Raw genomic sequence first — 22,942 nt, 5'->3', positions numbered from 1 at the left:
GGGTTGTTGGCCACGCGCGGGGCGCGGGCGCCCGGCTTGGGGCCGGGTTTGGCCATCGGCCGGGGCGGCCGGTTGGCATCGGAAGCGTGATCGGCGGACTTGTCGCCGTCTTTTTTCGCTCCGGCGGCAGCGGCCGGGCTGGGTGCGGATGCTGCCGCACCGGGCTTCGGGGCGGCAGTGCCGCCAGACGGGGCCGGCTGGGCGGTTGCCGCAGCCGGGGCTGCCGGGGCTGCCGGAGTCGGCGCGGCCGGGGCCTCGTCGGCTTTTTCCGCCTGTTTTTTGGCGGTGGCCGGGGTCGGTGCTGCCGCACCGGGTTTCGGGGCCTGCTTTTTCGCGGCCGGTTTGGCGGCGGGTGCCTCCTGCGCGGGGGCGTCTTTTTTGCCGCCTTTGTCCTCGGCGGCGGGTCCTATCCCCTTTTCGCCGTAGTAGGCAACCATCTTCTTCACGACGGGCGGCTGCACCGTCGAGGAAGCGGTTTTAACGAATTCTCCCTGCTCTTTCAGCGAGGCGAGAAGTTCCTTGCTCGTAATTCCGAGTTTTTTCGCAAGCTCGTGAACACGTAACTTTCCGGGCACTGTACTCCTTGGTTTTTTCTTGCCCGGCTTCACTGCCCTCCGGCGGAAGCCACCACAGCCCCACCGCTTTTGTGAATCTTTCACAAAAGCCGGTGCTGGATGGGTGGTCGGTCCCCTGACTGTCCCGGGGCGCGGTGCATGCGTGCATGTACCGCGGCTGGTTCCGTCGACAGCCCCGCCGCAGGGACCTTAAAAAGTCTTGTTCTAGGTTTCTAAGGCTTGTCCGGGCACCGCACTGGGTGGCCGGACCTGCTGCAGGATGGTGGGGACTTCTCCGCCGGCGGGGATCGCCGGGGTTGGTCTGTTGCCGTTCATCGCTGATGCTTCATCGTGCGCTCATCAGTTGTCGGTCATCCTTTTCACTTATTGTTCATTTCGTGTCCGCACACCGTGGTGTCCCTCGATTCGAGGTACGCCAGCACGGCGGACGCATCCACCGGGGTGGATACCTTGAACGCGCGGTTGAATGCACGTTTTTTCACTGCCAGCCCGTAGGCCTGTGCGCTTGGGGTCAACCAGGCTCCCCGGCCGGGGAGCCGGTGATCCGGATCGGGAACCACCACAGTGACAGTACCGTTGGCGGCACTGGCAGCGGTGTCAACGACCACGCGGACCAGCTTGTGGCTTCCTGTTTTGCGTCGGGACGCAATACAGGTGCGCTCAGGCACATGACTTGATGCCATTGGCCTCACCACCCAAGCTTCCGGATGCGGCGACAGATGGTGAAAAGCCCGCACGCGGCGGCGATCATCTGTCTAGCGGTGCTGGACACATCTGTGCGCCGGGCTGACCCGACACACAAATCAACGGTACCGCATCACGCGGTACCGGCCAGCCCGATATTACGCCATTACCGGCGAAAATGCGAAATAGCACCAACGGGCACCGTCGGCCGTCCCCGGCTGCGGCCGCCGCCGAATCACACCGGTGAATTTTCCGTCACCCCACCGCCCCGGCACGACGTGGGGAAAGTCGGGTTCACGGCAGGCCCTGCCGCAGGCTGTGGCCCCGGGCGCAGCCGGGAAGTCCGTGGACGGCTGCGCCCGGTGACACCACAGCGGGGTTGCTCGTTGTGCCAGTGCGGCCTTTGTGCATTCAGCCTGACGGCAGGGCCTGCCGCACCGTCCGCGTCGCCGCAGTTGAGAAATAAGGGGGATTGCCTCCCCCACGGTGCGGGCGACACAGTATCAGGCCCCGGATCGCGCCGGTGATGCCGGGGCGCACAGCAGGCCACCGCTCCCGGCCCGACCGGGCGCAAGACCCTGTCACGGACTTTTTCACGGTGTTGCCCGGGTGCCCGTTACCGGGCCTGGTCCGGATTGTCTTCTGCTGCGGGGTTGTCGGCATCCGCGGGGCTTGCGGCAGCGGCACCGGCGGCAGGGGCCGGGGTCTCGGCCGGTGCAGCCGGAGCAGCCGGTGCAGCCGGGGCGGCCGGTGCAGCCGGAGTTGCCGGTGCAGCCGGGGCGGCCGGGGTGTCGGCCTGTTTTTCGGCATCGGAGTGGATGTCGATCTTCCAGCCGGTCAGCCTGGCGGCCAGGCGGGCGTTTTGTCCTTCCCGGCCGATGGCCAGCGACAGCTGGTAGTCGGGCACGGTGACCCGGGCTTTTTGCTCTTCGGCGTCGATGACCTCAACGGTGACGACTTTCGACGGGGCGAGCGCATTGCCGACGAAGGTGGCCGGATCCTCGTTGTAGTCGATGATGTCGATTTTCTCCCCGGCCAGCTCGTTCATGATATTGGTCACCCGCTGGCCGCGCGGTCCGATGCAGGCGCCTTTGGCGTTGAGTCCCTTGGTGGTGGCGGCCACGGCCACCTTCGAGCGGTGCCCGGCCTCCCGGGCGATACCGACAACCTGGACGTGGCCGTCGGCGACTTCGGGGACCTCGAGTTCAAACAGTTTGCGGACCAGTTCCGGGTGGGTGCGGGAGACCTGGATCTGCAGTCCACGGTGCCCGCGGCCCACGCCGACGACGTAGCATTTCACACGCTGGCCGTGGGTGAGTTTTTCCCCGGGGATTTGTTCGGCGGGAAGCAGAACCGCATCCTGGCCGTCAGTTTCGGTGCCGATGCGCACCACAATGATGCCGCGTTCGTTGGCCCTGGCGTCAGCCTGCACCAATCCGGTGACGACGGTGCTTTCATAGGCGGAGTATTCGCCGTAGGCCCGCTCTGTCTCGGCTTCCCGGAGCTTGCGCAGGATCGCTTCCCGCACCGCATAGGCGCCGATGCGGGAAAAGTTCACCGGGGTGACGTCTTCCTCGTCCGGCCGGGGGCCGGCCGGGGTGTCGGCGACCGGGTTGTCCTGCCCGGGCACCGGTGCGGGTGATTCGAGCACCGTCACCGAGCCGGACTGCTTGTCGATGACCACCCGCACCCGGGTGTCTTCCCCGGCATGGTCACCGTGGCTGTCCAGGAATGCCTGGCGCAGGGCGTGCGCGATGGTGTCGAGCATCTCGTCGGTGGGGATACCTTTTTCGTCCTCGATGCTTTTCAGTGCGGCAACGTCGATGTTCACGTGTGTGTTCCTTGGGATCAAACGCCCGTGTGGGTTTTTTACTTGTCGGCCCCGAGAGCGTCGAAGTCGAGGCGGGCCAGTTCGGCTTCGGTCTCGCACGCGGGGTTGAACTCAACTTGTACCACCGCGCGGGACTGCGCGCTAAGCCGGTTCAACGAGAAGTGTTCCACATTTGTCCCGGCGGCGCCCACCGGGGAGGCCTGGGAAGCGGAACCGGATTTGTTTTTCTTTTTTTTCTTTCCTTTTCCCCCGCCTGCCGGGCGGGGGTTGATCAGCACGACTTGGTCGCCGTCGTCACTGGTCGCCCCGATACGGGCCAGCGTGTCGGGCATCCCGTCCACCCCGCGGATTTCCACCAGCCGCCCCCTGTTGCGGCGCCAGTGGCGGGCACGGGTCAGCGGGGTGTCCACACCCGGGGTGGACACGGTCAGCTGGTAGGCCTGGGAGCCGAAGTCGAGCCGGCCGGCTTTTTCGGCATCGTCGAGGACCTCCGACAGCAGGCGGGACAGCGCCTCGAGGGCATCGAGATCCGGCGGGGTGTCACCGTCGATGGTGATCTCCACCGCGGAATGGGGACCGGCTTTTTTCACCGTCACCGATTCCGTGTCGAAGCCGTGCTGCTCAACCGTCGGGCCAAGAGTCTCGGCAATATCTTGTTCACTGGGGAAAGCCATGGTCGCCCATCATAGCCACGGCAGCCCTTCGGGCAGGAACCGCCACCGTGGCCGCCGGCCACCGGCACGGCCCGGCCGCCCACACCTGCGGTGCCGGACCTCGGCTATGATCCCGGGCGTGAACAGACGACAATTCCTCACGCTGTGCGCGGCCGCCGTTGTCGCGGCCCCCGCCGCCGGCCTGGCCGGCTGTTCATTCACCACTTCCCCCACCCCGGATTCCACCCTGGCGCAGCTGGCCTCCGCCGCCCGCCGCCGGGCCATGCTCGCACAACCCCACGACCCGCCGCTGGCGGAGCTGCTCGACGGCCAGGCCGGGGCACTGGCGGAAGAAATATCCCGGCTGTGCGGGCACACCGCGGACGGCGCACCGGTGGACACCTGCAACAGTGACGCGATTGCCGCGGCCACGGATCCGGGCGCCGGAACCGCGGCCGACAACGACGGCACCCCCTCCCCGGCCGCGGCCGGCGCGGATCCCGTCCCCCCGGCAGCCGACGCGGACGGGGAGGCCCTTGCCGGGTTCACCGACGTGCTGGCCGCAGCCCAGCAGGAAGCACTCATCGCCGCGGTGGCAACAGTCAACCAGGAATCGGTGATCGTGCTCGCCCGCCAGCACGCCGCCCTGGCAGCCGCGCGCGGCTGGTCGGGCCCGGCCGGGCCGGCCCTGTCGGCCGCCGACCGGGACCACGGGGCGGCGCCCCGTCAGGTCCCCCCCGTCCCACCGGAGGGCATCGACCGCGTCCGGGAGAGCCTGACCCGCCAGTTTGGAACCGACTACGCCCTGGGGGTGGCACTGGCCTGGGCCGATGACAGCCTGTACCCCCTAATCAGCGGCGCCATCGCCGAACACCGGGTCGACACCGCCAACCTCCGGGCGGTGATGGACGCCGGGGAAACCGGCACCGGGGAAGACATTCCCACGCCGCGCCCCGGTTATCTTCTGCCGGAACTGACCATCACCAGCAGTGAGCAGGCCGCTGACGCGGCCGGAGAACTGGAAGCCAACCAGGCGGCATTTCTGCAGGCCCAGGCAGCCGGATCGGCTGACGGCGGGCTGCGCCAGCTGTTTGTGCTGTCAGCGTCCCGGGCGGCCGTGCGGGCCGAACAGTTCCTCCGCGCCAGCCCGCACACCCCGGCCACCGCGGTCTACAAGTAGCACACCCCACCCCCGGCGCAGGCAGTGCCGCCCGGGTGGGATCAGCACCCCGGCAGGGACAACCCCGGGGACAATACCGGCGGCCCCGGGGAGGAAAACAGGCGCCGCCGCCACCTGGCCGACCCACGGGGAAGCCCCGCCTCCCACCCCATTCGGGGGCACATTTTCGTCACGGAAAAAGCGTCCCGGCACGGGACGGAAACTCCGTTAAACGCACTGATCACCAATAACTCCACTGTTGGAAATCAGTGGCATTTCGCCACCATCACACCCACTGCTTCAGATCACCGTTCGGTAACAATCCGGCCCCACCCCTTTTACGTTGCCGCGTAGTTTGCCGCCTTGCGGCAGGCGGGCATCCAACATGCCAGTTCGCAGTGCCACGGCAAGCAATACAGCCACTCGCCGCCGCTGTCGCGTTCCGCTTTTGCCTCCCCTTCCCGCACCCCACCCGGGCAGCCAGTCTGTGTCAACAGCTATCAAACCGTTACCGGCACCGCCGCCCCGCACACACCCCGGCACGCCGGAATCCACCGGAACACCGGACACAGCAAACCCCCAGTTCGTCGACATTCGTGAACGAGTTTCCTTATTGAAAACGCACCCTCGAAAAACGTCAGTAGCTCTTTCACCGCACTCCATCTTTAGGTTGACCCGTCACCTTCACAAGGATTGACTTACCTTTCAGCGGCCACTGATGCCGCGGTGGCCGGTTGCCGGAAAAGACACCGTCCCGGCTGCCGGTTGCCCGCATCAGGTGGCCGTTGCGCCGTGACCGGATTCCGGCGCCCCTTTTCAACCGGAAAGAAAGAAGGATCTGCTCCCATGGTCACCGGCCGACGAATTCCACATGTGGGCCACCGAGTGGCGGGATTGGCCGCGGCAGTATTTCTGCTTATGGTTTTCGCCCCCTGCATGACCGCCTCTGCGCAGCAGGCCCCCACCACCACCCCGGTGCGGGTGGAAAAGGATCTGCCGGTGTGCACCAAGGGCGTGAGCAACCCGGACGGGTCGACACGGACCTACCAGGACTACGCACTGTGCATGGCCGCGGAAATCAACAAGGCCATCGACAGTTTCGGCGCCGGCAACTACGAACAGGCCGTGGAAGACATCAACGAGGCTTATTTCGGCTGGTACGAAAACGCCCTGGAACCGCCGTCGATGACTCTTCCCGGCAACCGGAAGGTGAAAATGGAGGGCCGCTTCACCCGCGTCAAACTCGCCATCCGCAACAACCCCTCTGATCCGTCAATCCCGGACAAACTCGATCTGATCAAAACGGCCGTCGCCCGCGACGCCATGGTGCTTGACGGGGCCCTGCCGGACAGTTCCCCGGAATCCGCCGGGAAAAAACTGCTCACGGAGAAGAAAAAAGAGCCGGTCGACGAATCGAAGATGAACTCGGTTGATTTCATTACCGCGTTCACCCTGCTGCTGCGTGAAGGCCTGGAGGCACTGCTGGTGGTCACCGCCATCATCTTGTATCTGGTCACGTCCGGAAATAGGAAACTCTGCAAGGCCGTCTATCTCGGGGTTGCGGCAGCGGTGGTCTTGTCCTTCGTGCTGGCGTGGGGCATGCAGAAAATCGTCGGGGGCGCCGGAGCCGCCTCGGAGATGATCGAGGGCTTCACCATGTTCATCGCGGTGGCCATGCTGTTTTACGTCTCGAACTGGATGCTGGGCAAAACCTCCGGGCAGAACTGGCAGCACTACATCCAGGGCATGGTGACAACCTCGGTGTCTTCCGGGGCCGCGAAAGCCCTCGTGTTCGCCGCCTTTTTGGCGGTGATCCGGGAAGGCGCTGAACTGGTGCTGTTCTACACCGCGGCGTTTGCGGGTGGGGGACACAATCCTTTGTGGATTGGCCTCGGCTTCGGCGCCGGCATTGTCGTGCTGGCGGTCATCTTCGTCATCTTCCGCTACGGCGGTGCCCGGATGCCGGTGCGCCCGATCTTTATGGGCACCTCGATTCTGCTGTTCATCATGTGCATCAGCTTCGTCGGAAAAGGTGTGCAGGAGTTGAAGGAAGCAAGCTTCATTCTCGGCGACACGAACCTGCCGTGGATGAAGTACTACTTCCCCGAGTTGGGCATCTACCCGCAAGCCGAAACCATCCTGCCGCAGCTGATCCTGCTTGTTGCCAGTGTGTGGATCATTGTCCACCACACCATGTCCAACCGGTCCGCCAGCCGGGACCGGGACACCGCCGGGCAGAAGAACCCAACGGCAACCCCCGTCTGATACCGGCAAACGGTGGATCAACCGGCCTTCTCAGTCACAGACCCCATAACTTCATACACACCATCGGTGCATCCCAGCCGGGAAACATCCGAGAAACAAACACACAAGGAGATATCTTCCATGACCATCAAACGCACTGTGCTCGCACTGACCGCCGCTTCCACCATGGCTCTGGTGGGGCTTTCCGCCTGCGCCGAAAACAACGGCGACACCGAATCCGCGACGACCACTGCCGCAGCACAAACCTCTTCTCCGGCCACCGAAGCCGATACAACGATGACCGGGGAAACCACCAGCGACAAGGCCGCGCCCGCCGAGGACGCACCCGAAGGGGCGGCCGGCGTCAACGCCCGCCCCGATGAATGCGGCCTGCAGGAGCAGCAGGGTCCGGAGGCTTCCTTCGGCCCCTTCGACGTGTCCATCCACTACTTCCAGCCCGGCGAGATGCTGCCCAACCCGGATGCGGATATGACCATGGCGTCCTACGCCGATTCCCAGATGCACCTGGAGGTGGACACCAAGGTCAACGAATTCGGCACGAACTGGGGCTGGTCAGTGGATGAAACCCCGGCTGATTTGCGTATGTTCTACAAGCTGGAGGATCCGGAAGGCAAACAAGTCGCCGCCGGCATGATGATGGAAATGAACGCCATCGACGGCTCCCACTACGGCACCAACCTGGTCAACGACACCATCACCGGCCCCGGCGAGTACACCATGACCCTGACGGTCTACCCGCCGAAGAACTACTCCCTGCACGGCGACTACATCACCGGTGTTCCGGCCGAAGGCTGGTTCAAACCGCTGACAGTGGTCATGCCGTGGAAGCTCACCCAGGACAACCTCGACATCGTCAAGGAAAACAAGCGGGAGAATCCGATGACGGTCCCGGACAACTGCAAGGACTACCCGGTCAAGCAGTTTTCTGACCCGACCGCGGAAGCAGCCATGAAAAAGGCCGAGGCTGAAGCCCCGCTGCCGATGATGGGATAATCGGCACCCCGCGGCTGCCGCAAGGGCATACGCCCGGCACCCCTTCTCCGCGCTGTCACACACGGCCGGACAAGGGGTGCCGGTGTGCGCGCAGCCCGCACCCGCCCCACCACGTATGCCAACCGCAACGCCCCGCCCGATCGCTGACGGGAGCCGAAAAAGCAGATCCGCTTGCGGACACCGACGGTAATGTCCGGTTGTTTCCGGGCGGAGGTTCTTCGACTTTTTCCCCGCTACAACCGACAATTCCCGGCCGCGGCAGCGGAGGGGAACAACGCCCCGTTTTTCCTGCTGCCAGCGCCCGGGAGCATCGTGGTCCGGTCGTTGCCACCTGGTGGCGGGAAGACTAAATCTCCTGCCAGTCCGGTTTGTTGTCGTAGGCGTAGCGGTAGTACTTGGTCAGCTTGAGTTTGCTGGCCGCCGCCTCATCACAGATGACGGTGGCATGCTGGTGGAACTGCAGCACACTGGCCGGGCACACGGCTGCGACCGGGCCTTCGACCGTCATGGCCACGGCATCGGCTTTGCCTTCACCGGTGGCAAGAAGCAGCAGGTGCCGGGCTTCGCTGATGGTGCCCAGCCCCTGGGTGAGCACATGGTGCGGCACCTTTGATTCGTCGCCGTCGAAAAACCGGGCATTATCGGCGATGGTCTGCGGGTGCAGGGTCTTCAACCGGGTGCGCGACGTCAGTGAGGAACCCGGTTCGTTGAATCCGATATGCCCGTCGGTGCCGATGCCCAGCAGCTGAATGTCCACCCCGCCGGCCTCGTTGATCATTGAGTCGTAGGCGATGCCGGCGTCGGTCGGATTATCGGCCAGACCGTCCGGGGAGAACACCTTGTCGTCGTCGATGTCGATTTTCGAGGTGAAGTTATCGCGGATGAAGCGGTAGTAGGACTGCTCGTGGGTGCGCGGCAGTCCGACGTATTCATCGAGTAGGAACGCGGTGCACCCGGCGAATGACAGCCCGGACTCGCGGTGCCGGCGGATCAGTTCGTTGTAGAGTGCCAGCGGTGTCGAGCCGGTGGCAAGCCCCAGGGTGTGTCCTTTTTTGATGTGGCTTTCGAAAACATCGGCGGCAAGTGTGCCCACGTCTTCGGCTGTGTCACGGATAATGACCTCCATCGTCGGGTCAGTGTCCTTTCTGTGGTGAGTATGTCTGTCACGCCCGGGTGCTGTGCCGTGGTCGGTGTCCAACCCCCGGGACAGGGTCTGTTATGTGGTTGTCACGGTGAGCAGGTGCGGTCATCCGGCCCGGACGGTGGCCCGGGCCTGCGGTGGACGGGGCCACCGCAGGCCGGATTATTTCGGTGATGTGTGTTCCAGCGCGGTCCCGGCCAGGCAAGCGGCACCGATCAGCGGGGCGTCGGTTCCGAATTCGGTGGTGGTGACAACCATGTCGTCCATGCCGTCGAGCAGATCGGCCCGGAATGCTTTTTCCAGCGGAGCGATGATCGGTTCCCCGATGGTGGCCACCCCGCCGCCGATGACGACCGCGGACACATCCAGTGCGTTGACGTATCCGGCCAGGCCGCGGCCGGTGCATTCCATCGACTCCGCGATGACGTCTTTGGCGGTCTGGTCCCCGTCATACCAGCGGCGCATCACTTCCCGCAGATCGACTGACGGATCGGTGATGCCTTTCCGCTGGCGGTAGCGTTTGGCCAGGGCGGGCCCGGATCCGGCGTTTTCGATGATGTCGCAGTTACCTTCCGGCTGGGGGCACGCCAGGTAGGCGATCTCCCCGCGGGAGTGGTGCGGGGAGGGATCGAGTGCACCGTTACGCACCACTGCCCCGCCGATTCCGGTTCCGATGGAGACAAACAGCACATCGGCAAAGCCCTTTCCCGCCCCGTAGACGGCTTCCCCCAGGCCCATGACCCTGACATCGTTGTGCACCGCCGCGGGCAGGCCGGTGATTGTGGTCATCGCCGCTTTGACATTGGTTCCCGCCCAGCCGGGCATGGTTTGCCCCACATTGACCACCATGCCGGTATCGGGATTGATCACCCCGGGAGATCCCAGGCCGACGGCTGCAGGCGTGTAACCGGCTTGTTCGGCTGAGGCAATCAGCTCGGCGAGCACCTTCGACAACTGTTCGATCACCGTTGCCGGGCCGTCCATGGCCAGCGTGGGCTGCTGGGTGCGGCCGTGGACAACCGTGGGTTGTTCGGGGTCGATGTATCCTCCGGCGATCTTGGTTCCCCCGAGATCCACCGCCAGCATGCACGCACGCTCCACTGTCATTTCCCACTCCCCTGTCTGTTGTGACACACGTTGGTTGAGTTTTTTCAAAAATACCGGTTTCCCCACCGGCAACGGTTTTCCCACCGCCACCGGACAGCCGGGTGTTTCCGGGGTGTCCGCCCACCCCCACCCGGGCACGGCGGACGGGGCGCACACTGTTGAATGTAGCAGTCTGCGCGACAATATGCCACGAATTGATCAGACAACTTCACTTTTGCCTGGAACCGGAAAAGCCACCTCAGATGACAGGCGCCGGTGGTCGCGGGAACACCGGCACCCATCCACCCAAGGTGACTTGTCAGACAGGTGCTTGACCGGGGGTTAAAAACTCACCTAGCTGCGGGCTTTCCGGACGGCCGCGGTGATGGTGTCGACTGCCGCGGTGTAGTCGATCTCCGACTGCTCGCCGCCGCGGCGACGCAATTCCACTGTGCCGTCGGCGAAACCGCGGCCGACCACCACCACAAACGGCATGCCCAGCAGTTCGGAATCCTTGAACTTCACCCCGGGGCTGACTTTCGGCCGGTCATCGAGCAGCACATCAAGCCCTGCCGCCGACAGGTCGGCGGCCAGCTCTTCGGCGGCCTGCCGGGCTGCATCATCTTTGTTGGCGATGACAACATGCACCGTAAAGGGGGCGACGGCAACCGGCCAGTTCAGTCCCTTGTCGTCCAGGGTCTGTTCGGCGATGACACCGACCAGGCGGGAGACACCGATGCCGTAGGATCCCATGGTCGGCGTGGCCAGTTTGCCGCTTTCGTCGAGAATCTTCAGTTCCATGGCTTCGGAGTATTTCCGGCCCAGCTGGAAGATGTGGCCGATTTCGATGCCACGTTTGAGTGTCAGCGTGCCATGGCCGTCGGGGGCGGTGTCGCCTTCCTTGATTTCGGCGGCCTCGATGACACCGTCCGGGGTGAAATCCCTGCCGCAGACCATATTGACCGCATGGTGGCCGGGCTTGTTGGCGCCGGTGATCCAGCAGGTGCCGTCAACCACCCGCGGATCGGCGTAGACCTTCAGCCCGTTTTTGGTGAACGCATCCGGGCCAACATAGCCTTTGACCAGGAAATCGTGTGCTTTGAAGTCTTTGTCCTCGGCCATCTCCGCCACCGCCGGTTCCAGGGCGGCTTCCAGACGTTTGAAATCGACTTCCCGGTCACCGGGCACCAGCACCCCGACCAGCTCGGTTTTTTTCTTCTCCCCCGGGTAGGTGACTTTCAGGACAATGCACTTTAAGGTGTCGGCGGCGGTGACCTTGTGGCCGTTGATGGTCACATCCTCGCGCCCGGCCCAGTCCACCAGTGCCTCAATGGTGGTGCAGTCCGGGGTTTCGCGGACCTCCGCCTCCGGCTGGCCTTCAATGGGCCGGGGTGTGCCGGGCTCGGTGACCACGGCTTCCGCGTTGGCGGCGAACTGGCCGTCGGTGGACATGACGAATGTGTCTTCACCGGCCGGCGAGACAGCCAGGAATTCCTCGGAGCGGGATCCGCCCATGGCGCCGGCCATGGCTTTGCAGATCGCGTAGTTGACACCCAGGCGGTTGAAAATCTTCTGGTAGGCCCGGCGGTGTTTGTCGTAGGCGTCATCCAGCCCGGAGTCAGCCATGTCAAAGGAGTAGGAATCCTTCATGATGAACTCGCGGCCGCGCAAAATACCGGCCCGGGGGCGTTCTTCGTCACGGTATTTGGTCTGGATCTGAAACAGCACCAGCGGCAGATCCTTGTACGAGTTGTACATGTCCTTGACCAGGAGGGTGAACATTTCCTCGTGGGTGGGGCCGAGCAGACAGTCGTTGCCCTTGCGGTCTTTGAGTTTGAACAGAAGATCGCCGTATTCGTCCCACCGGTTCGACTGCTCGTAGGGTTCGCGGGGAAGCAGGGCGGGCAGGCAAATCTCCTGGGCGCCGATGGCCTCCATTTCCTCGCGGACCACTTTTTCGATGTTGCGCAAAACCTTCAGCCCCAGCGGCAGCCAGGTGTAGATGCCGGGGGCGGTGCGCCGGACGTAGCCGGCCCGGACAAGAAGTTTGTGGCTGGCGACTTCAGCGTCGGCCGGGTCATCGCGCAGGGTGCGCAGGAACATTTCGGACATGCGGGTAATCATGGGTGTCAATATACCCGCGTGCCGTGGTCCAGCTTGTGTCAGCCAACTGTTACCGGCACCGCATCACAGCCACCGGTCGATTAACCTTGTATCCCATGCTCATTGTGCTTCCCCCCTCAGAGACCAAAGCGGCCGGCGGCTCCGGCGCCCCGATCGATTGGCAGTCGCTGTCGTTTCCGGAATTGAACCCCACCAGAAAATCCATTCTCGCCGATCTGCTGGCCCTGGAACCGTCGGCCATGCAGCAGGCACTCAAACTGTCGGACAAGATGACGGCCGAGGTGGAAGCCAACCACAACATTCCCGATGCCCCCACCTGCCCGGCAATCGAACGCTATACCGGGGTGCTTTACGACGCGCTGGATGCCGCCAGTCTCACTGACACCGCCCGCGCCAGATTGGCTGTGGGGTCGGCATTGTTCGGGGTGGTGCGCGCCGGTGACATGATCCCCCGCTACCGGTTGTCGGGCGGGTCGAAAATCCCCGGCGCCGGGTATCCGACACCACCGACAATGAAAGCCCGCTGGGCGACAACATTGACCGCCGTCATCGACCGGCTGGTGGCCGAGGAAGGACCCGTCGTGGATATGCGCTCCGGGGCCTACCGCAACCTGGGTCCCGCCACGGGGGCCATCGATGTGCGGGTGGAATCAGTGCAGCCGGACGGCTCCCGCAAGGTGGTCAGCCACCACAACAAGCACTACAAGGGTGTCGCCGCCAGAAAGCTGGCGCTGGCCGAGGGTGAACCGGAAACAATAGACGATATCGCAGCAGTCATCGAAGACGCCGACACCATGGTTGAGGTGTCCTCCCCGACTGCTTTGACGATGATTGTGCAGCGCTAGCCGGACCAAGACAGTTCACCTGCCAGTGGCGGCGGGTCTTGTCACACCACCGCCATCCAGGCTGCCGCGGCCGCCAACCAGATAACGGCAACCACCACGGTGTCTGTGGCACGCCAATGCTCCCGGACCAGCTCCGTGCGGGTGGGGTAGGCGCCGAACGCGCGCGCATCCATCGACAACGAAACGCGTTCAGCGTGGCGTATCGCACTGATGACCAACGGCACGGCAGACGATATCCAGCGCACTGCCGGGGCGAATACGCCTGCTTTTTCTCCCACTCCCCGGAGTCTGCGCGCCTGCTGCAAAGTGGTGAACTCCTGGCCGAGTCTGGTGGTAAACACCAGGGCCGCGATACCGGCCATACCGATCCGGTACGGCAGATGGAAAATCCGGGTGACCTCCCGAATCAGCCCATAGGGGTTGACCGCTATCCCGGAGGCGATGAACAGCCCCACCAGGGCCGCGGCCATGACACCGAAGGAAGTGCTGCGCCCATCATCGGGGATGAGGAAAGGCACCGCTTCGGAGTTGTACTGCCCGAGGGTGCTCAACACCAGCACCACCAGGCCCAGCAACGCAATCGAGCCGGTGATTTTCCTGGCACTGGCGCGGCTGACCGCGATGGCTGCCGCGCACACGATGACGATGGCGAGATTGGTCCGGTAATCTTTCGGCCCCACCACCAGTACCAGCAGGGGAAGGATGGCGATCGCCAGGGCCAGCGGGTGGAGTTTCTGCATGAAACCGCGCGGTGGGTCTTCCAGCCGCACATCATCCCCGACATCGCTGTCAGCGGCAACGCTTCCGTCGACCCGGGTGGTATCCGGCGCCGCAGCGGGATGCTCGACTCCCGGGAGGGCGATGATCCTGTCGGCCAGCCGGGCGGCTAGCTCCAGGTCGTGGGTGGCCAGCACAATGATTTTGCCCTCCCCCGCCAACTGCCGGATGAAGCTTTCCAGCTCGACGGTGTTGGCCCAATCCTGCCCGTAGGTCGGTTCGTCCAGACACACCAGGGTCGACGGGTGGGCGGCCATGGTGGCCACCGACAGCCGCCGGGACTGTCCGCCCGACAGGGTCAGCGGGTGGTGGTCTTTGACCGCTTCCAAATGGAAGTGCTCGACAATCTCGCTGGTGCGGGTATCCGGGGTGCCTCCGAAGGCGATTTCCTTTTCCACCGTGACGGTGACGTACTGGTGTTCGGGATTCTGGTAGACGTATCCGGCGCGGTGCGCCCTGTCGGTGACGTCGATACCGGACAGGGTTGCTGTGCCGCTGGTTTTCTTTTTGGGCACCAGTCCCGCCAGGCCCGCCAACAGGGTGGTTTTCCCCGCCCCGTTGGGGCCGATGACGGCGATGACCTCACCCGGTGAAAAGCTGGCGGTGACAGCCGGGCACCGGCCGGAAACAGCGAAGCTGTCCAGAACAAGCTGACCGTTGTTTCGGTGTGCGGGGGCGGGTGCTTGCTCCCGCTGCCAGGTGCCGTCGGGTTTTTTGCGGTGGCAGACCACCTCATCGGCCCCACACCAGTCAGACAGGTCCGGCAGGCTGATTCCGGCCTGCCGGCAGGTCACCGCGGCATCGGGTGCGGGATGATCTCCCAAGCCGCGCACCGCACGGGGAATCCACACCCCCGAGCGGACAAGCGTGCCCCGATGACCCAGATACACCTCCCGCACGCTGCCTTCGGCGATCACCGCACCATCACTGTCAAGGGCGATGACACGGTCGACCCAGTCGAGCAGGGGATCCAGGTCATGGTCGATAACCACCACCGCCATGCCCTGGTGTTTCAGCGGTTCAATCAACCGGTAGAACGAGGCCGTGCCGGTCGCGTCGATCATCGACGTTGGTTCGTCGAGAATCAGCAGATCCGGTTTCACCGCCAGCGCACAGGCCAAGGCGAGCCGTTGCCGCTGCCCGCCGGACAGCTTCCAGGGATGGTCATCCCAGTGGTGGTCAAGCCCCACCTGCTCCAGCGCCCACCGCGCCCTGGAGACCACTTCCCGCGGTGGAAGGCACAGATTCTGCAGGGCGAAACACACCTCCCGCCCGACCTGCGGCATCACCACCGTGCTGTCGGGGTTTTGCCCCACATACGCAACCGTGGTGGCAATATCAGCCGCCGGGGCATCGGCTATTTCGGTGCCGTGAAGCAGAACATGTCCGGCATACGCGGCCGGCAGCGAATGGGGTATCAAACCGCACAAGGTGTGGATCAGTGACGATTTGCCGCATCCGGACGGACCGACAATGGCGGTCACCTGTCCGGACAACTGGGTCAGGCTGACCCCCTCAAGCACCCATGCCTGGCTGCCGGAATACTGCACGGACACATCCTCGGCTTCCAGCAGCGGGACAGTGCTGTGCGCTGCCACGGCTACTTCTTCGTCTGTGCGGCGCTTGCCGCCCACGCCGGATCGTTGTTGACCGCCACCCCTGCTTTATTGACGGCTTTTTTCAGCAGCTGGGTCAGCAGCACACCCACCGAGGTGGAGGCAACAGCCACCACAAACATGCCGGCGATTTTCACCGCCGTCGGATCCGGCAGCATACTGGCGGCCATCATCACCACATTCAACGCCCCGAAAACCGCGCCACAGATCATGAACATCAGCGTCGACCAGAAGCGGTAGAGGGTCACAGCCATGGCAATGCCGACAAACACCGCGCCCAAAACATTGCCCGCCAGCGCCCCGGGGCCGCTGGGGGTGGTGAAGGCGGAGATCACACCCATAATGAAACCTGCGATGATCATCGCTCCCGGGCGGCGCACAATCACCGCCGGAAGCAGGTAGGGAATCAACCACACCCCCATAAAGGCGCAGTTGAGCCAGACGAACAGGGTCGGGTTCAACACCCCGGGGCCGAACAGGTAGCTCAGCGGAATGACAAACAGGCAGCCCACCACACCCAGGGCGGCGGTGACCAGCAGATTACGTGTGCCCAGCACCGAATCCTTGATCCCCGAGCGGCTCGAGGTGTGAAGCGTTTTTTCCTTTTTCCCCGGGCCGCCTCCCGGGGCCGATGAGGTGACTGGGGCGGGGTTGGTGTGGGTCACGGACACGTACCTCTTTCCTTGACTAACGAAAACAATCCTCGGTTGAGTGTAGGCTCACCTGACCCGAAATCAACTCCGTGTGGCTAGCACCACAACAGATACCGAACACTGTTCTAGTCTGTGCAGGTCACGTCCCCCAGGGGTGTGCAGCTGCACAAATAATTCCCCCCGAATGGATCCATCCGCGCCGGTTGCCGCAGGCCCCAACCGGTGCCCCCGGACCCCGCCGTGGCCGCCGCTGGTGTGGGGTGGGCGGGTGGTGACGGTGGCGGCACCGTCAGTTGTCCGGCCCGCTGTTTTGCGTCCCATCTGCAACGGAGTCCTGCGGGGTGCCGCCGGTGGTAGCGGGTTCCCGGCCGGCGAACACATCGGCCTGCGCGGAGGCTTGTTCGGCTTTTTTGCCTTCCGCGATATCGGTGACGGTGAAGCTGACCAACAACAGGCTGACCACCACGATCAGGCCGGCCAGCCCGGCACAGACAAGAAGTGAGCCGGTATATCCCGCCCCCAGCGCATCACGCGCGGCAGCCGACAGATCCGTCCGGTCAAGCCCGTCCAACGACATTCCGGCCCGGTGCAGAAGATCCTTCGACCGCCACTGGGCCACGGCCGTCACCGCCGCCAGCCCGAGAGGTCCGCCAAGGGTCTGGCACACCAGTGAGGTGGCCGTCAGCGGCCCGACACTTCCCGGTTCCACCCCGGCAACCACCGACAGGGTCAGCGGAATGAGGGTCAGTCCCACCCCGAACCCGATCACCAGAATCGAGCCGAGCAAATCCGGCCAGTAGCCGGCGGTTGAGTCTAATCCGGCTCCGTGAATGAAACCGGCCGCCAGCACCAGCCCGCCCGCGGCAATGATCCACTTCGGGCGCAGCTTTTCGGCCAGCAGGCCCGCCACCCAGCTGCCCGCCCCCAACGCGAAGGCGAAGGGAATGAAAGCCAGGCCTGCCTCAAGCGGGGTGTAGCCGAGCACTTCCTGCACAAACAGCGCCACCTGCACGGTCATGGCCATGAGCAAAGCGCCGGCGGCCAGCAGGCACACAAACACCGCCCGCCGGGCGCGACTGGCGAACATCGTCAGCGGCAGCACCGGGTTTTTGGCGGTTTTCTGGCCGTGGAAAAACCATCCCAGAACCACCAATCCCAACACCAGGGAGGCACCGATCAGCGGGGTGAAACCGGTCCCGCCCTCGGCCATGCCGAACACCAGAAGCGTCGACGCCCCGGTGGCCAGGACCGCGCCTGTGACATCCAGGCTGACGCGCTCGAAGGCGGGCGTTTTGGCCAGTACTTTCGCGCCCGCGGCCACAATTGCGATACCGATGGGAACATTGATCAGGAATATCCACCGCCAACTGACCTGGGTGAGCGCCCCGCCGAAGACAAGCCCCAGCACACTGCCCAGCCCGGTCATCATGGCGAAGACGGAAAAAGCCTGGTTCCTGGGCTTGCCGGGGGCGAAAGTGACCACAATCAGGGCCATCGCCGTCGGGGAGGCCACCGCCGCCCCGGTGCCCTGGATGATCCGGGCCACCAGCAGCATCCACGGGCTGGTGGACAGCCCGCACAAAAGCGAGGCGGCGGTGAACATGCCGACACCGGTGAGAAAAACCCGTCTGCGGCCGAACACATCGCCCAACCGTCCACCGAGCAACAGCAGCCCGCCGAAGGCCAGGGCGTAGGTGGTCACCACCCAGCTGCGCAGCGAATCACTCAAATCCAGCTCCACCTGGATCCGGGCCAGCGCCAGGTTCACGACCGTACCGTCAAGCACGACCATCAGCTGCAGCGCAGACAACACCGCCAGCGGCCAGCCGAGAGCCGAACCGGTCACCGAATAATGCAGTTGCTGTGCCCTGGGTCCTGTTCCGCGTGCGGTGCTCACAGGCCGGCCACCTCCCCGATGACGATGACCGCCGGGGGTTTGACACCATTGTCGGTGATTGTTTTTCCGAGACTGCCGAGAGTGCAGCGGAAAGTCTTCTGTTCCGGCAGCGTTCCCTCCTGGATGACGGCTGCCGGGGTGGCGGCATTCCGCCCCCCGGCCATCAGGGCATCGGCGATTGTGCCGGAGTTTTTCACTCCCATAATGATCACCAGCGTGCCCTTCGACGAGGCCAGCGAATCCCAGTCGGTCAGGCTCATCTCGTGGCCGGGGGCCAGATGCCCGGACAGCACCGTAAACGAGTGGTTGATCCCCCGCATGGTCACCGGGATTCCGGCGGCCGCGGGAACACTGATGGCACTGGTGACCCCGGGAACCACCTCGCAGGCGATGCCGGCGTCGGCCAGTGCCTGAAGTTCCTCGTAGCCGCGGCCGAACACATAAGGGTCCCCGCCTTTGAGACGAACCACATTTTTTCCGGCCAGGGCATTGTCAACCAGGATGCCGTTGATTTTTTCCTGCGCCATCTGCCGGCCGTAGGGCAGCTTGGAGGCGTCGATGACTTCCTTCGCCGCCACATCACACAATTTGTCCAGCTGCGCGGTGGGCCCCAGATGATCGGCCACAATCACATCGGCCGCTTTCAGGGCGTTCATTCCGCGGACGGTGATCAAATCCCAGGCACCGGGTCCACCGCCGACCAGCCACACCTTCGGCGGACTGGTGGCGGGCTGGCTGACGGTGGCCGGGCGCATGTGGGGCCGTCGTGGTGCTGCGGAATCCATAGCTTCCCACTGTAGCGGGTGGACAAGCAGGGGTTTACATCACTCAACCCTTCGTTTGATTAGGCACGCGTCTAAATGTCTTTTTCACCGCACCCCAGAAGGTAGCCCACCTTTTCGCCCACTTCGACGATGTTGCCGGTGATCTCCGGCGGCAGACTTTTACTGTGACCGCACCACTGTGGCGGCAGCCCCGGCCCGCGGCAGACGCACCTGCGGTCTGTCCCTGCCACTGCCGCGCAGTCGGCCGGTCCGGGGAAGCTCCCCGGCAAAGACCACTCAACAAAGACACAGACACACACGCCCATGTTTCTCGCTCTCAAAGACATCCGCGCCGCCAAAGCCCGTTTCGCCTTGATCACCGTCACCGTCGCCATGATGGCGCTGCTGGTCAGTTTCCTATCCGGGTTGACCGGTGGACTGACACATCAGACCATCAGTTCTTTATCCGCTCTCGGCGGGCGGGCCGCCATTTTGGAGGGGACTTCCTCCCCGAGCCTCGACCGGTCACGGCTGTCGACTGCCGTCACCGACGACCTGATCGCCGCCAACCCGCAATCAACCGCGGTCAGTTTCAGCCGTACCCGGGTTGGCGGTGCGGACCTGGCGGTGGTTTCGGTGGCCGCGGGGCACAACGGACCCGCCGATCACGCCACGTACATGCCGGCTGCCGGTGAAGCCGCGGTGAGTTCCGCCGCACAGACCGCCACCGGACTTTCGGTCGGCGACACACTCACCATCCGCGGACAGCAACTGACGGTTGCGGCCATCACCGGGGATGACTGGTTCAACCACTCCCCCGTTATCTGGACCCACCTGGAACCGGGAACGGAAGCCGCCGCGGTCATCACAGCCGCAGCCGATCCGGCGATAACCGGTGACACCCAGACCGTGGCCGCCGGTGAGCTGCCCGCCACTCTGGCGGCCCACCAGGCCGAATCGACATCCCTCGGAATAATCAGCGCCATGCTGCTGATGATCACCGCCCTGGTCACCGGAGCATTTTTCCTGGTGTGGACCGTCCAGCGCACAGGTGACATCGCCACCCTGAAAGCACTGGGGGCCACCACCTCATCGCTGATCGCCGACTCCCTCGGCCAGGCCACGGTCATTCTTGCCACCGGTATCGGGGCCGGACTGGCTGTCACCGTTGCCACCGCCACCGCCATCGGCGACAGCCTGCCGTTCGTATTGAACGGGTCAACCACAGTCCTTCCCGCCGTCACCATGTTCGCCCTCGGCTTGGCCGGCGCTGCGGCGGCACTGCTTTTTCTGCGCACCACCAGCCCGCTGACAGCCCTCGGAGGCAACCGCTGACACCCCGGCCCCGAACTTTACTGCCCCGTCAATCACACGACCCGATGAGAAAGTTGTTGAGCAACAATGACCACCACCCCCACCACCCCGGCGTTGACGATGCGCGATGTTGTGCTGACATTCCCTGACGGAGACGACCGCATCACCGCCGTCGACCACGCCACTTTCACTGTCAACCGCGGTGAACTGATCGCCGTGACCGGGCCGTCCGGATCCGGGAAATCATCACTTCTGGCGGTGGCCTCGACCTTGATCAGACCCGATTCCGGGTCGATTGTTCTCGGCGGCACGCAGCTGGCCGGAATCAGCGGCCGCCAGGCCGCCGCCATCCGCCGGGAGCGTCTGGGCATTGTGTTCCAGCAGCCGAATCTGCTCGGGTCACTGACCGCCATCGAACAGTTGGAGATGACCCGTCACCTGGTCGGCTGGTGGAAACACCGGCCGAGCCGGAAAGACACCCGCAACCGCGCCCGGGATCTGCTTGGGCGGCTGGATGTGGCCGATGCCGCCAACCGGACAGTGTCTGCGCTCTCCGGTGGACAACGCCAGCGGGTCAACATTGCCCGCGCACTGATGCATTCGCCGGAACTGCTGGTGGTTGACGAACCCACCAGTGCCCTTGATTCAACACGCTCCCAGGCGGTCATGGATCTTCTGCTCGAGCTGGTGCGGGAGGAAAACGTCGGTACCCTGCTGGTCACCCACGACCGGGATGCGGCCGCCCGCGCCGACCGGGAACTGGTCATGACCGATGGTGTGCTCGACACCCCCCGCCATGACGCACTTGCCGTTGCCGCCGGGTAGGAACCACCCGCCCACCCCGCGGAAATTGCTGCACCGACCGGCGGCGGGGGTGTGGACGACACCGGGTGTCACCTGCCCTGCCACACCTTTCGGCCCCGGTCCCGGTGGTAGCCGTTACTAACCGACAACCAGGGCAAATCCCGGCAATCCACCCTGCATGAACATGAAGGAACCGCCGGCCAGAGCAGCCAGCAGAGCAACCAGTCCGATGATCATGGACATGCCGCCGCCGGAACCATCCGCTTCATTGACGGTGTGGGGATTGGGCACAACCACCGGGTGTTTGTTCGGGTTGGTCGGCTTGGTGGTGGTGCCGCCGGTGTCAGTGTTCGCATCACCGCCGGCCCCTGCCGGATCGACAGGGATGACAAGCTTTTCAGTTTCCGTGTTCCCGCCCACCCGTACCGATACTGTGATCTCGTGGATGCCCGGCGATGTCGGGGTGAAAGTCACCTCGCCGGTTATGTCATCGATGCTGGCGCCCTGCGGGACCGGGTCCTGCAGCGCGAAACGTGCAAGCGATGGAATCGGCTTTTTCGACGTGGGCTTGAAAACCGCTGTCTCACCAACCCGCGCCGCAAACCCCCGGTCGTTGTCTGTAACGGTTCCATCCCCGTCGGAGAGAGGGTAAAACACCGGCGGCAGCTCGCCCACGGGGGCTGTGATGGTGATCGTCGCTTCTTCAGTGCTCTGCTGCTGGTTCGGAAAAATCGCCACCACGTGGTAGTTGACTACTCCGCCCCTGTTTGTGTTGCCGGTAATCCGTCCCGTGTCCTGGTCGATTTTTATCCCGAGGTCCGGGTCGCCGGTTAAATCGGTTGTCAAACCACCGTTTCTGTCCCTGAGCCAGAACAGGGTCCCCGGGGGGAAACTGGTCGGCTTTTTGGTTGAACCAACAGTAATGACCGGATCGATGACCAGCGGGGTGCCCCAGCCAATAACAGTGTCGGGGTAGGTCAATTCGTAATAGCCGGCCGTGTCGGCCGCTTTTCGATAGATGACCGGTTCAACGGCTGTAGCCGATTGTGTCCCGAGTTTGTCCACCGCACCCCTGGGCTTGAAGGTCATGTCCATCGTTCCGGCCGCAGCGCCTTCATCCAGTTCCAGGTATGTGGCTCCTTTCTGCGCCAGGCTCACCCCCACCCCGCGCAATGTCACCAGTTCGTCCCTTCCCTGACGGGCTGTGCCCCGTTGCGCACCAGTGGTATCCAGGTCCAGAAGAGGAACAATCTCGTTCGTCCGGTTTCCATCCGCGGAGAGACGGTAGGCGGTCACGGATCCTTTGCCGGTCTTTTCGTTGATGAACACGCGCAACTGGGTAAAGCCGAACGATTTGCCCCCCACCGCCAGCTCAACATCGCCGTCCAGCCACAGTTGGTGGTACCCCCCACTGCTGCGGGTTGTTTTGCCCATCTTGAATGACACGGTCGCCCCCTGCTGGCGGTCCCGTTCTTTAACGCCGAGGAAACCTTTCCTGTCATCTGGTGCGGTCCAGTCAAGCCCCACCACAGACTCGGAATCGATGACAGGTATCTGTGCGCTGTCGGCGGCAGCGGCCACCGGCAGTGACACCGGGCCTGCCGCAGGCGCCGATACCCCGGCAACTGTCGCGGCAACAGTCAGCGCTGCCGCCAGCAGGGTTGTCCTGCGGCGGGTTGCTGTCCGGGTGTGTGTGCCCACGGTAATCCTCACTAACGTTTCCTTCGCGTCGTCGGCGGCACGGCAGTGGTTGTGACTGGC

The 22,942-nt window shown here is 64.2% G+C and carries 17 protein-coding genes and 1 pseudogene; 6 read left to right on the top strand and 12 right to left on the bottom strand.

Translation table 11 applies throughout. The annotated features are described in order from the left end of the window. The 4 genes and pseudogenes from JZY06_RS12115 to rimP form a co-directional block, all read right to left on the bottom strand. A partial coding sequence (locus JZY06_RS12115; RefSeq protein ID WP_330617052.1) for a translation initiation factor IF-2 N-terminal domain-containing protein occupies positions 1-575 on the bottom strand: 575 nt, incomplete at its 3' end. Between the two features lie 359 nt (positions 576-934). Next, the gene (locus JZY06_RS01285) at positions 935-1,258 is read right to left on the bottom strand and encodes a YlxR family protein (RefSeq protein WP_207117764.1); all 324 of its coding nucleotides are present in this window, start codon (positions 1,256-1,258) and stop codon (positions 935-937) included. An 803-nt stretch (positions 1,259-2,061) separates the two neighbouring features. Next, a pseudogene (gene nusA / locus JZY06_RS01280) lies at positions 2,062-3,090 on the bottom strand (transcription termination factor NusA); the annotation flags it as partial. A 38-nt stretch (positions 3,091-3,128) separates the two neighbouring features. After that, positions 3,129-3,764: a ribosome maturation factor RimP gene (gene rimP / locus JZY06_RS01275; protein ID WP_207117758.1), complete on the bottom strand. Its 636-nt coding sequence runs from the start codon at positions 3,762-3,764 to the stop codon at positions 3,129-3,131. A gap of 118 nt (positions 3,765-3,882) precedes the next feature. Here rimP and JZY06_RS01270 point away from each other — a divergent pair, with 118 nt between their 5' ends. The 3 genes from JZY06_RS01270 to JZY06_RS01260 all read left to right on the top strand — a co-directional run bounded on the left by JZY06_RS01270 (position 3,883) and on the right by JZY06_RS01260 (position 8,160). Continuing rightward, positions 3,883-4,923, top strand: a complete 1,041-nt coding sequence (locus JZY06_RS01270; RefSeq protein ID WP_207117755.1) for a hypothetical protein — start codon at positions 3,883-3,885, stop codon at positions 4,921-4,923. Positions 4,924-5,838: 915 nt separating this feature from the next. Continuing rightward, on the top strand, positions 5,839-7,167 hold the full coding sequence (locus JZY06_RS01265) for an FTR1 family iron permease (RefSeq protein WP_207117753.1): 1,329 nt from the start codon (positions 5,839-5,841) through the stop codon (positions 7,165-7,167). A 120-nt stretch (positions 7,168-7,287) separates the two neighbouring features. Next, the gene (locus tag JZY06_RS01260; protein ID WP_207117750.1) at positions 7,288-8,160 is read left to right on the top strand and encodes an iron transporter; all 873 of its coding nucleotides are present in this window, start codon (positions 7,288-7,290) and stop codon (positions 8,158-8,160) included. A gap of 346 nt (positions 8,161-8,506) precedes the next feature. Here JZY06_RS01260 and nagB read toward each other — a convergent pair whose 3' ends face one another. The 3 genes from nagB to JZY06_RS01245 all read right to left on the bottom strand — a co-directional run bounded on the left by nagB (position 8,507) and on the right by JZY06_RS01245 (position 12,511). After that, positions 8,507-9,286 (bottom strand): glucosamine-6-phosphate deaminase, encoded by a 780-nt coding sequence (gene nagB / locus JZY06_RS01255; RefSeq protein ID WP_207117747.1) that lies wholly within the window; start codon positions 9,284-9,286, stop codon positions 8,507-8,509. Between the two features lie 177 nt (positions 9,287-9,463). Then, positions 9,464-10,435: an ROK family protein gene (locus JZY06_RS01250; protein ID WP_207117745.1), complete on the bottom strand. Its 972-nt coding sequence runs from the start codon at positions 10,433-10,435 to the stop codon at positions 9,464-9,466. Between the two features lie 306 nt (positions 10,436-10,741). Then, entirely contained in the window at positions 10,742-12,511 is a 1,770-nt protein-coding gene (locus JZY06_RS01245) for a proline--tRNA ligase (RefSeq protein WP_207117742.1), read from the bottom strand. 95 nt (positions 12,512-12,606) lie between these two features. On the opposite strand from JZY06_RS01245, the gene yaaA reads away from it, so the two are divergent. Further along, positions 12,607-13,356: a peroxide stress protein YaaA gene (yaaA, locus tag JZY06_RS01240; protein ID WP_207117740.1), complete on the top strand. Its 750-nt coding sequence runs from the start codon at positions 12,607-12,609 to the stop codon at positions 13,354-13,356. A gap of 41 nt (positions 13,357-13,397) precedes the next feature. Here yaaA and JZY06_RS01235 read toward each other — a convergent pair whose 3' ends face one another. The 4 genes from JZY06_RS01235 to cobA form a co-directional block, all read right to left on the bottom strand. Beyond that, positions 13,398-15,731, bottom strand: a complete 2,334-nt coding sequence (locus JZY06_RS01235) for an ATP-binding cassette domain-containing protein (protein ID WP_207117737.1) — start codon at positions 15,729-15,731, stop codon at positions 13,398-13,400. Positions 15,732-15,733: 2 nt separating this feature from the next. Further along, the gene (locus JZY06_RS01230; RefSeq protein WP_207117733.1) at positions 15,734-16,414 is read right to left on the bottom strand and encodes an ECF transporter S component; all 681 of its coding nucleotides are present in this window, start codon (positions 16,412-16,414) and stop codon (positions 15,734-15,736) included. A 277-nt stretch (positions 16,415-16,691) separates the two neighbouring features. Beyond that, the gene (locus JZY06_RS01225) at positions 16,692-18,299 is read right to left on the bottom strand and encodes an MFS transporter (protein WP_330617001.1); all 1,608 of its coding nucleotides are present in this window, start codon (positions 18,297-18,299) and stop codon (positions 16,692-16,694) included. Then, positions 18,296-19,054, bottom strand: coding sequence for a uroporphyrinogen-III C-methyltransferase (gene cobA, locus JZY06_RS01220; RefSeq protein ID WP_207118295.1), 759 nt, complete (start codon positions 19,052-19,054; stop codon positions 18,296-18,298). Before cobA ends, JZY06_RS01225 begins: the two co-directional genes overlap by 4 nt. Before the next feature lie 333 nt (positions 19,055-19,387). On the opposite strand from cobA, the gene JZY06_RS01215 reads away from it, so the two are divergent. Both JZY06_RS01215 and JZY06_RS01210 read left to right on the top strand, forming a co-directional pair. Continuing rightward, positions 19,388-20,398 (top strand): FtsX-like permease family protein, encoded by a 1,011-nt coding sequence (locus JZY06_RS01215; RefSeq protein ID WP_207117730.1) that lies wholly within the window; start codon positions 19,388-19,390, stop codon positions 20,396-20,398. 66 nt (positions 20,399-20,464) lie between these two features. Beyond that, positions 20,465-21,202 carry an ABC transporter ATP-binding protein gene (locus JZY06_RS01210; protein ID WP_207117727.1) on the top strand — a complete coding sequence of 246 codons (738 nt, stop codon included), beginning with the start codon at positions 20,465-20,467 and terminating at the stop codon, positions 21,200-21,202. 117 nt (positions 21,203-21,319) lie between these two features. Here the strand turns inward: JZY06_RS01210 and JZY06_RS01205 are convergent, their stop codons facing one another. Further along, positions 21,320-22,882 (bottom strand): hypothetical protein, encoded by a 1,563-nt coding sequence (locus tag JZY06_RS01205; protein WP_207117724.1) that lies wholly within the window; start codon positions 22,880-22,882, stop codon positions 21,320-21,322. Positions 22,883-22,942: the final 60 nt, after the last annotated feature.

The sequence above is a fragment of the Corynebacterium mendelii genome (assembly GCF_017307055.1).
GTDB lineage: Bacteria > Actinomycetota > Actinomycetes > Mycobacteriales > Mycobacteriaceae > Corynebacterium > Corynebacterium mendelii.
Note: the sequence above shows the minus strand (reverse complement) of the source record. Positions and strands in the feature narration are given on the sequence as shown.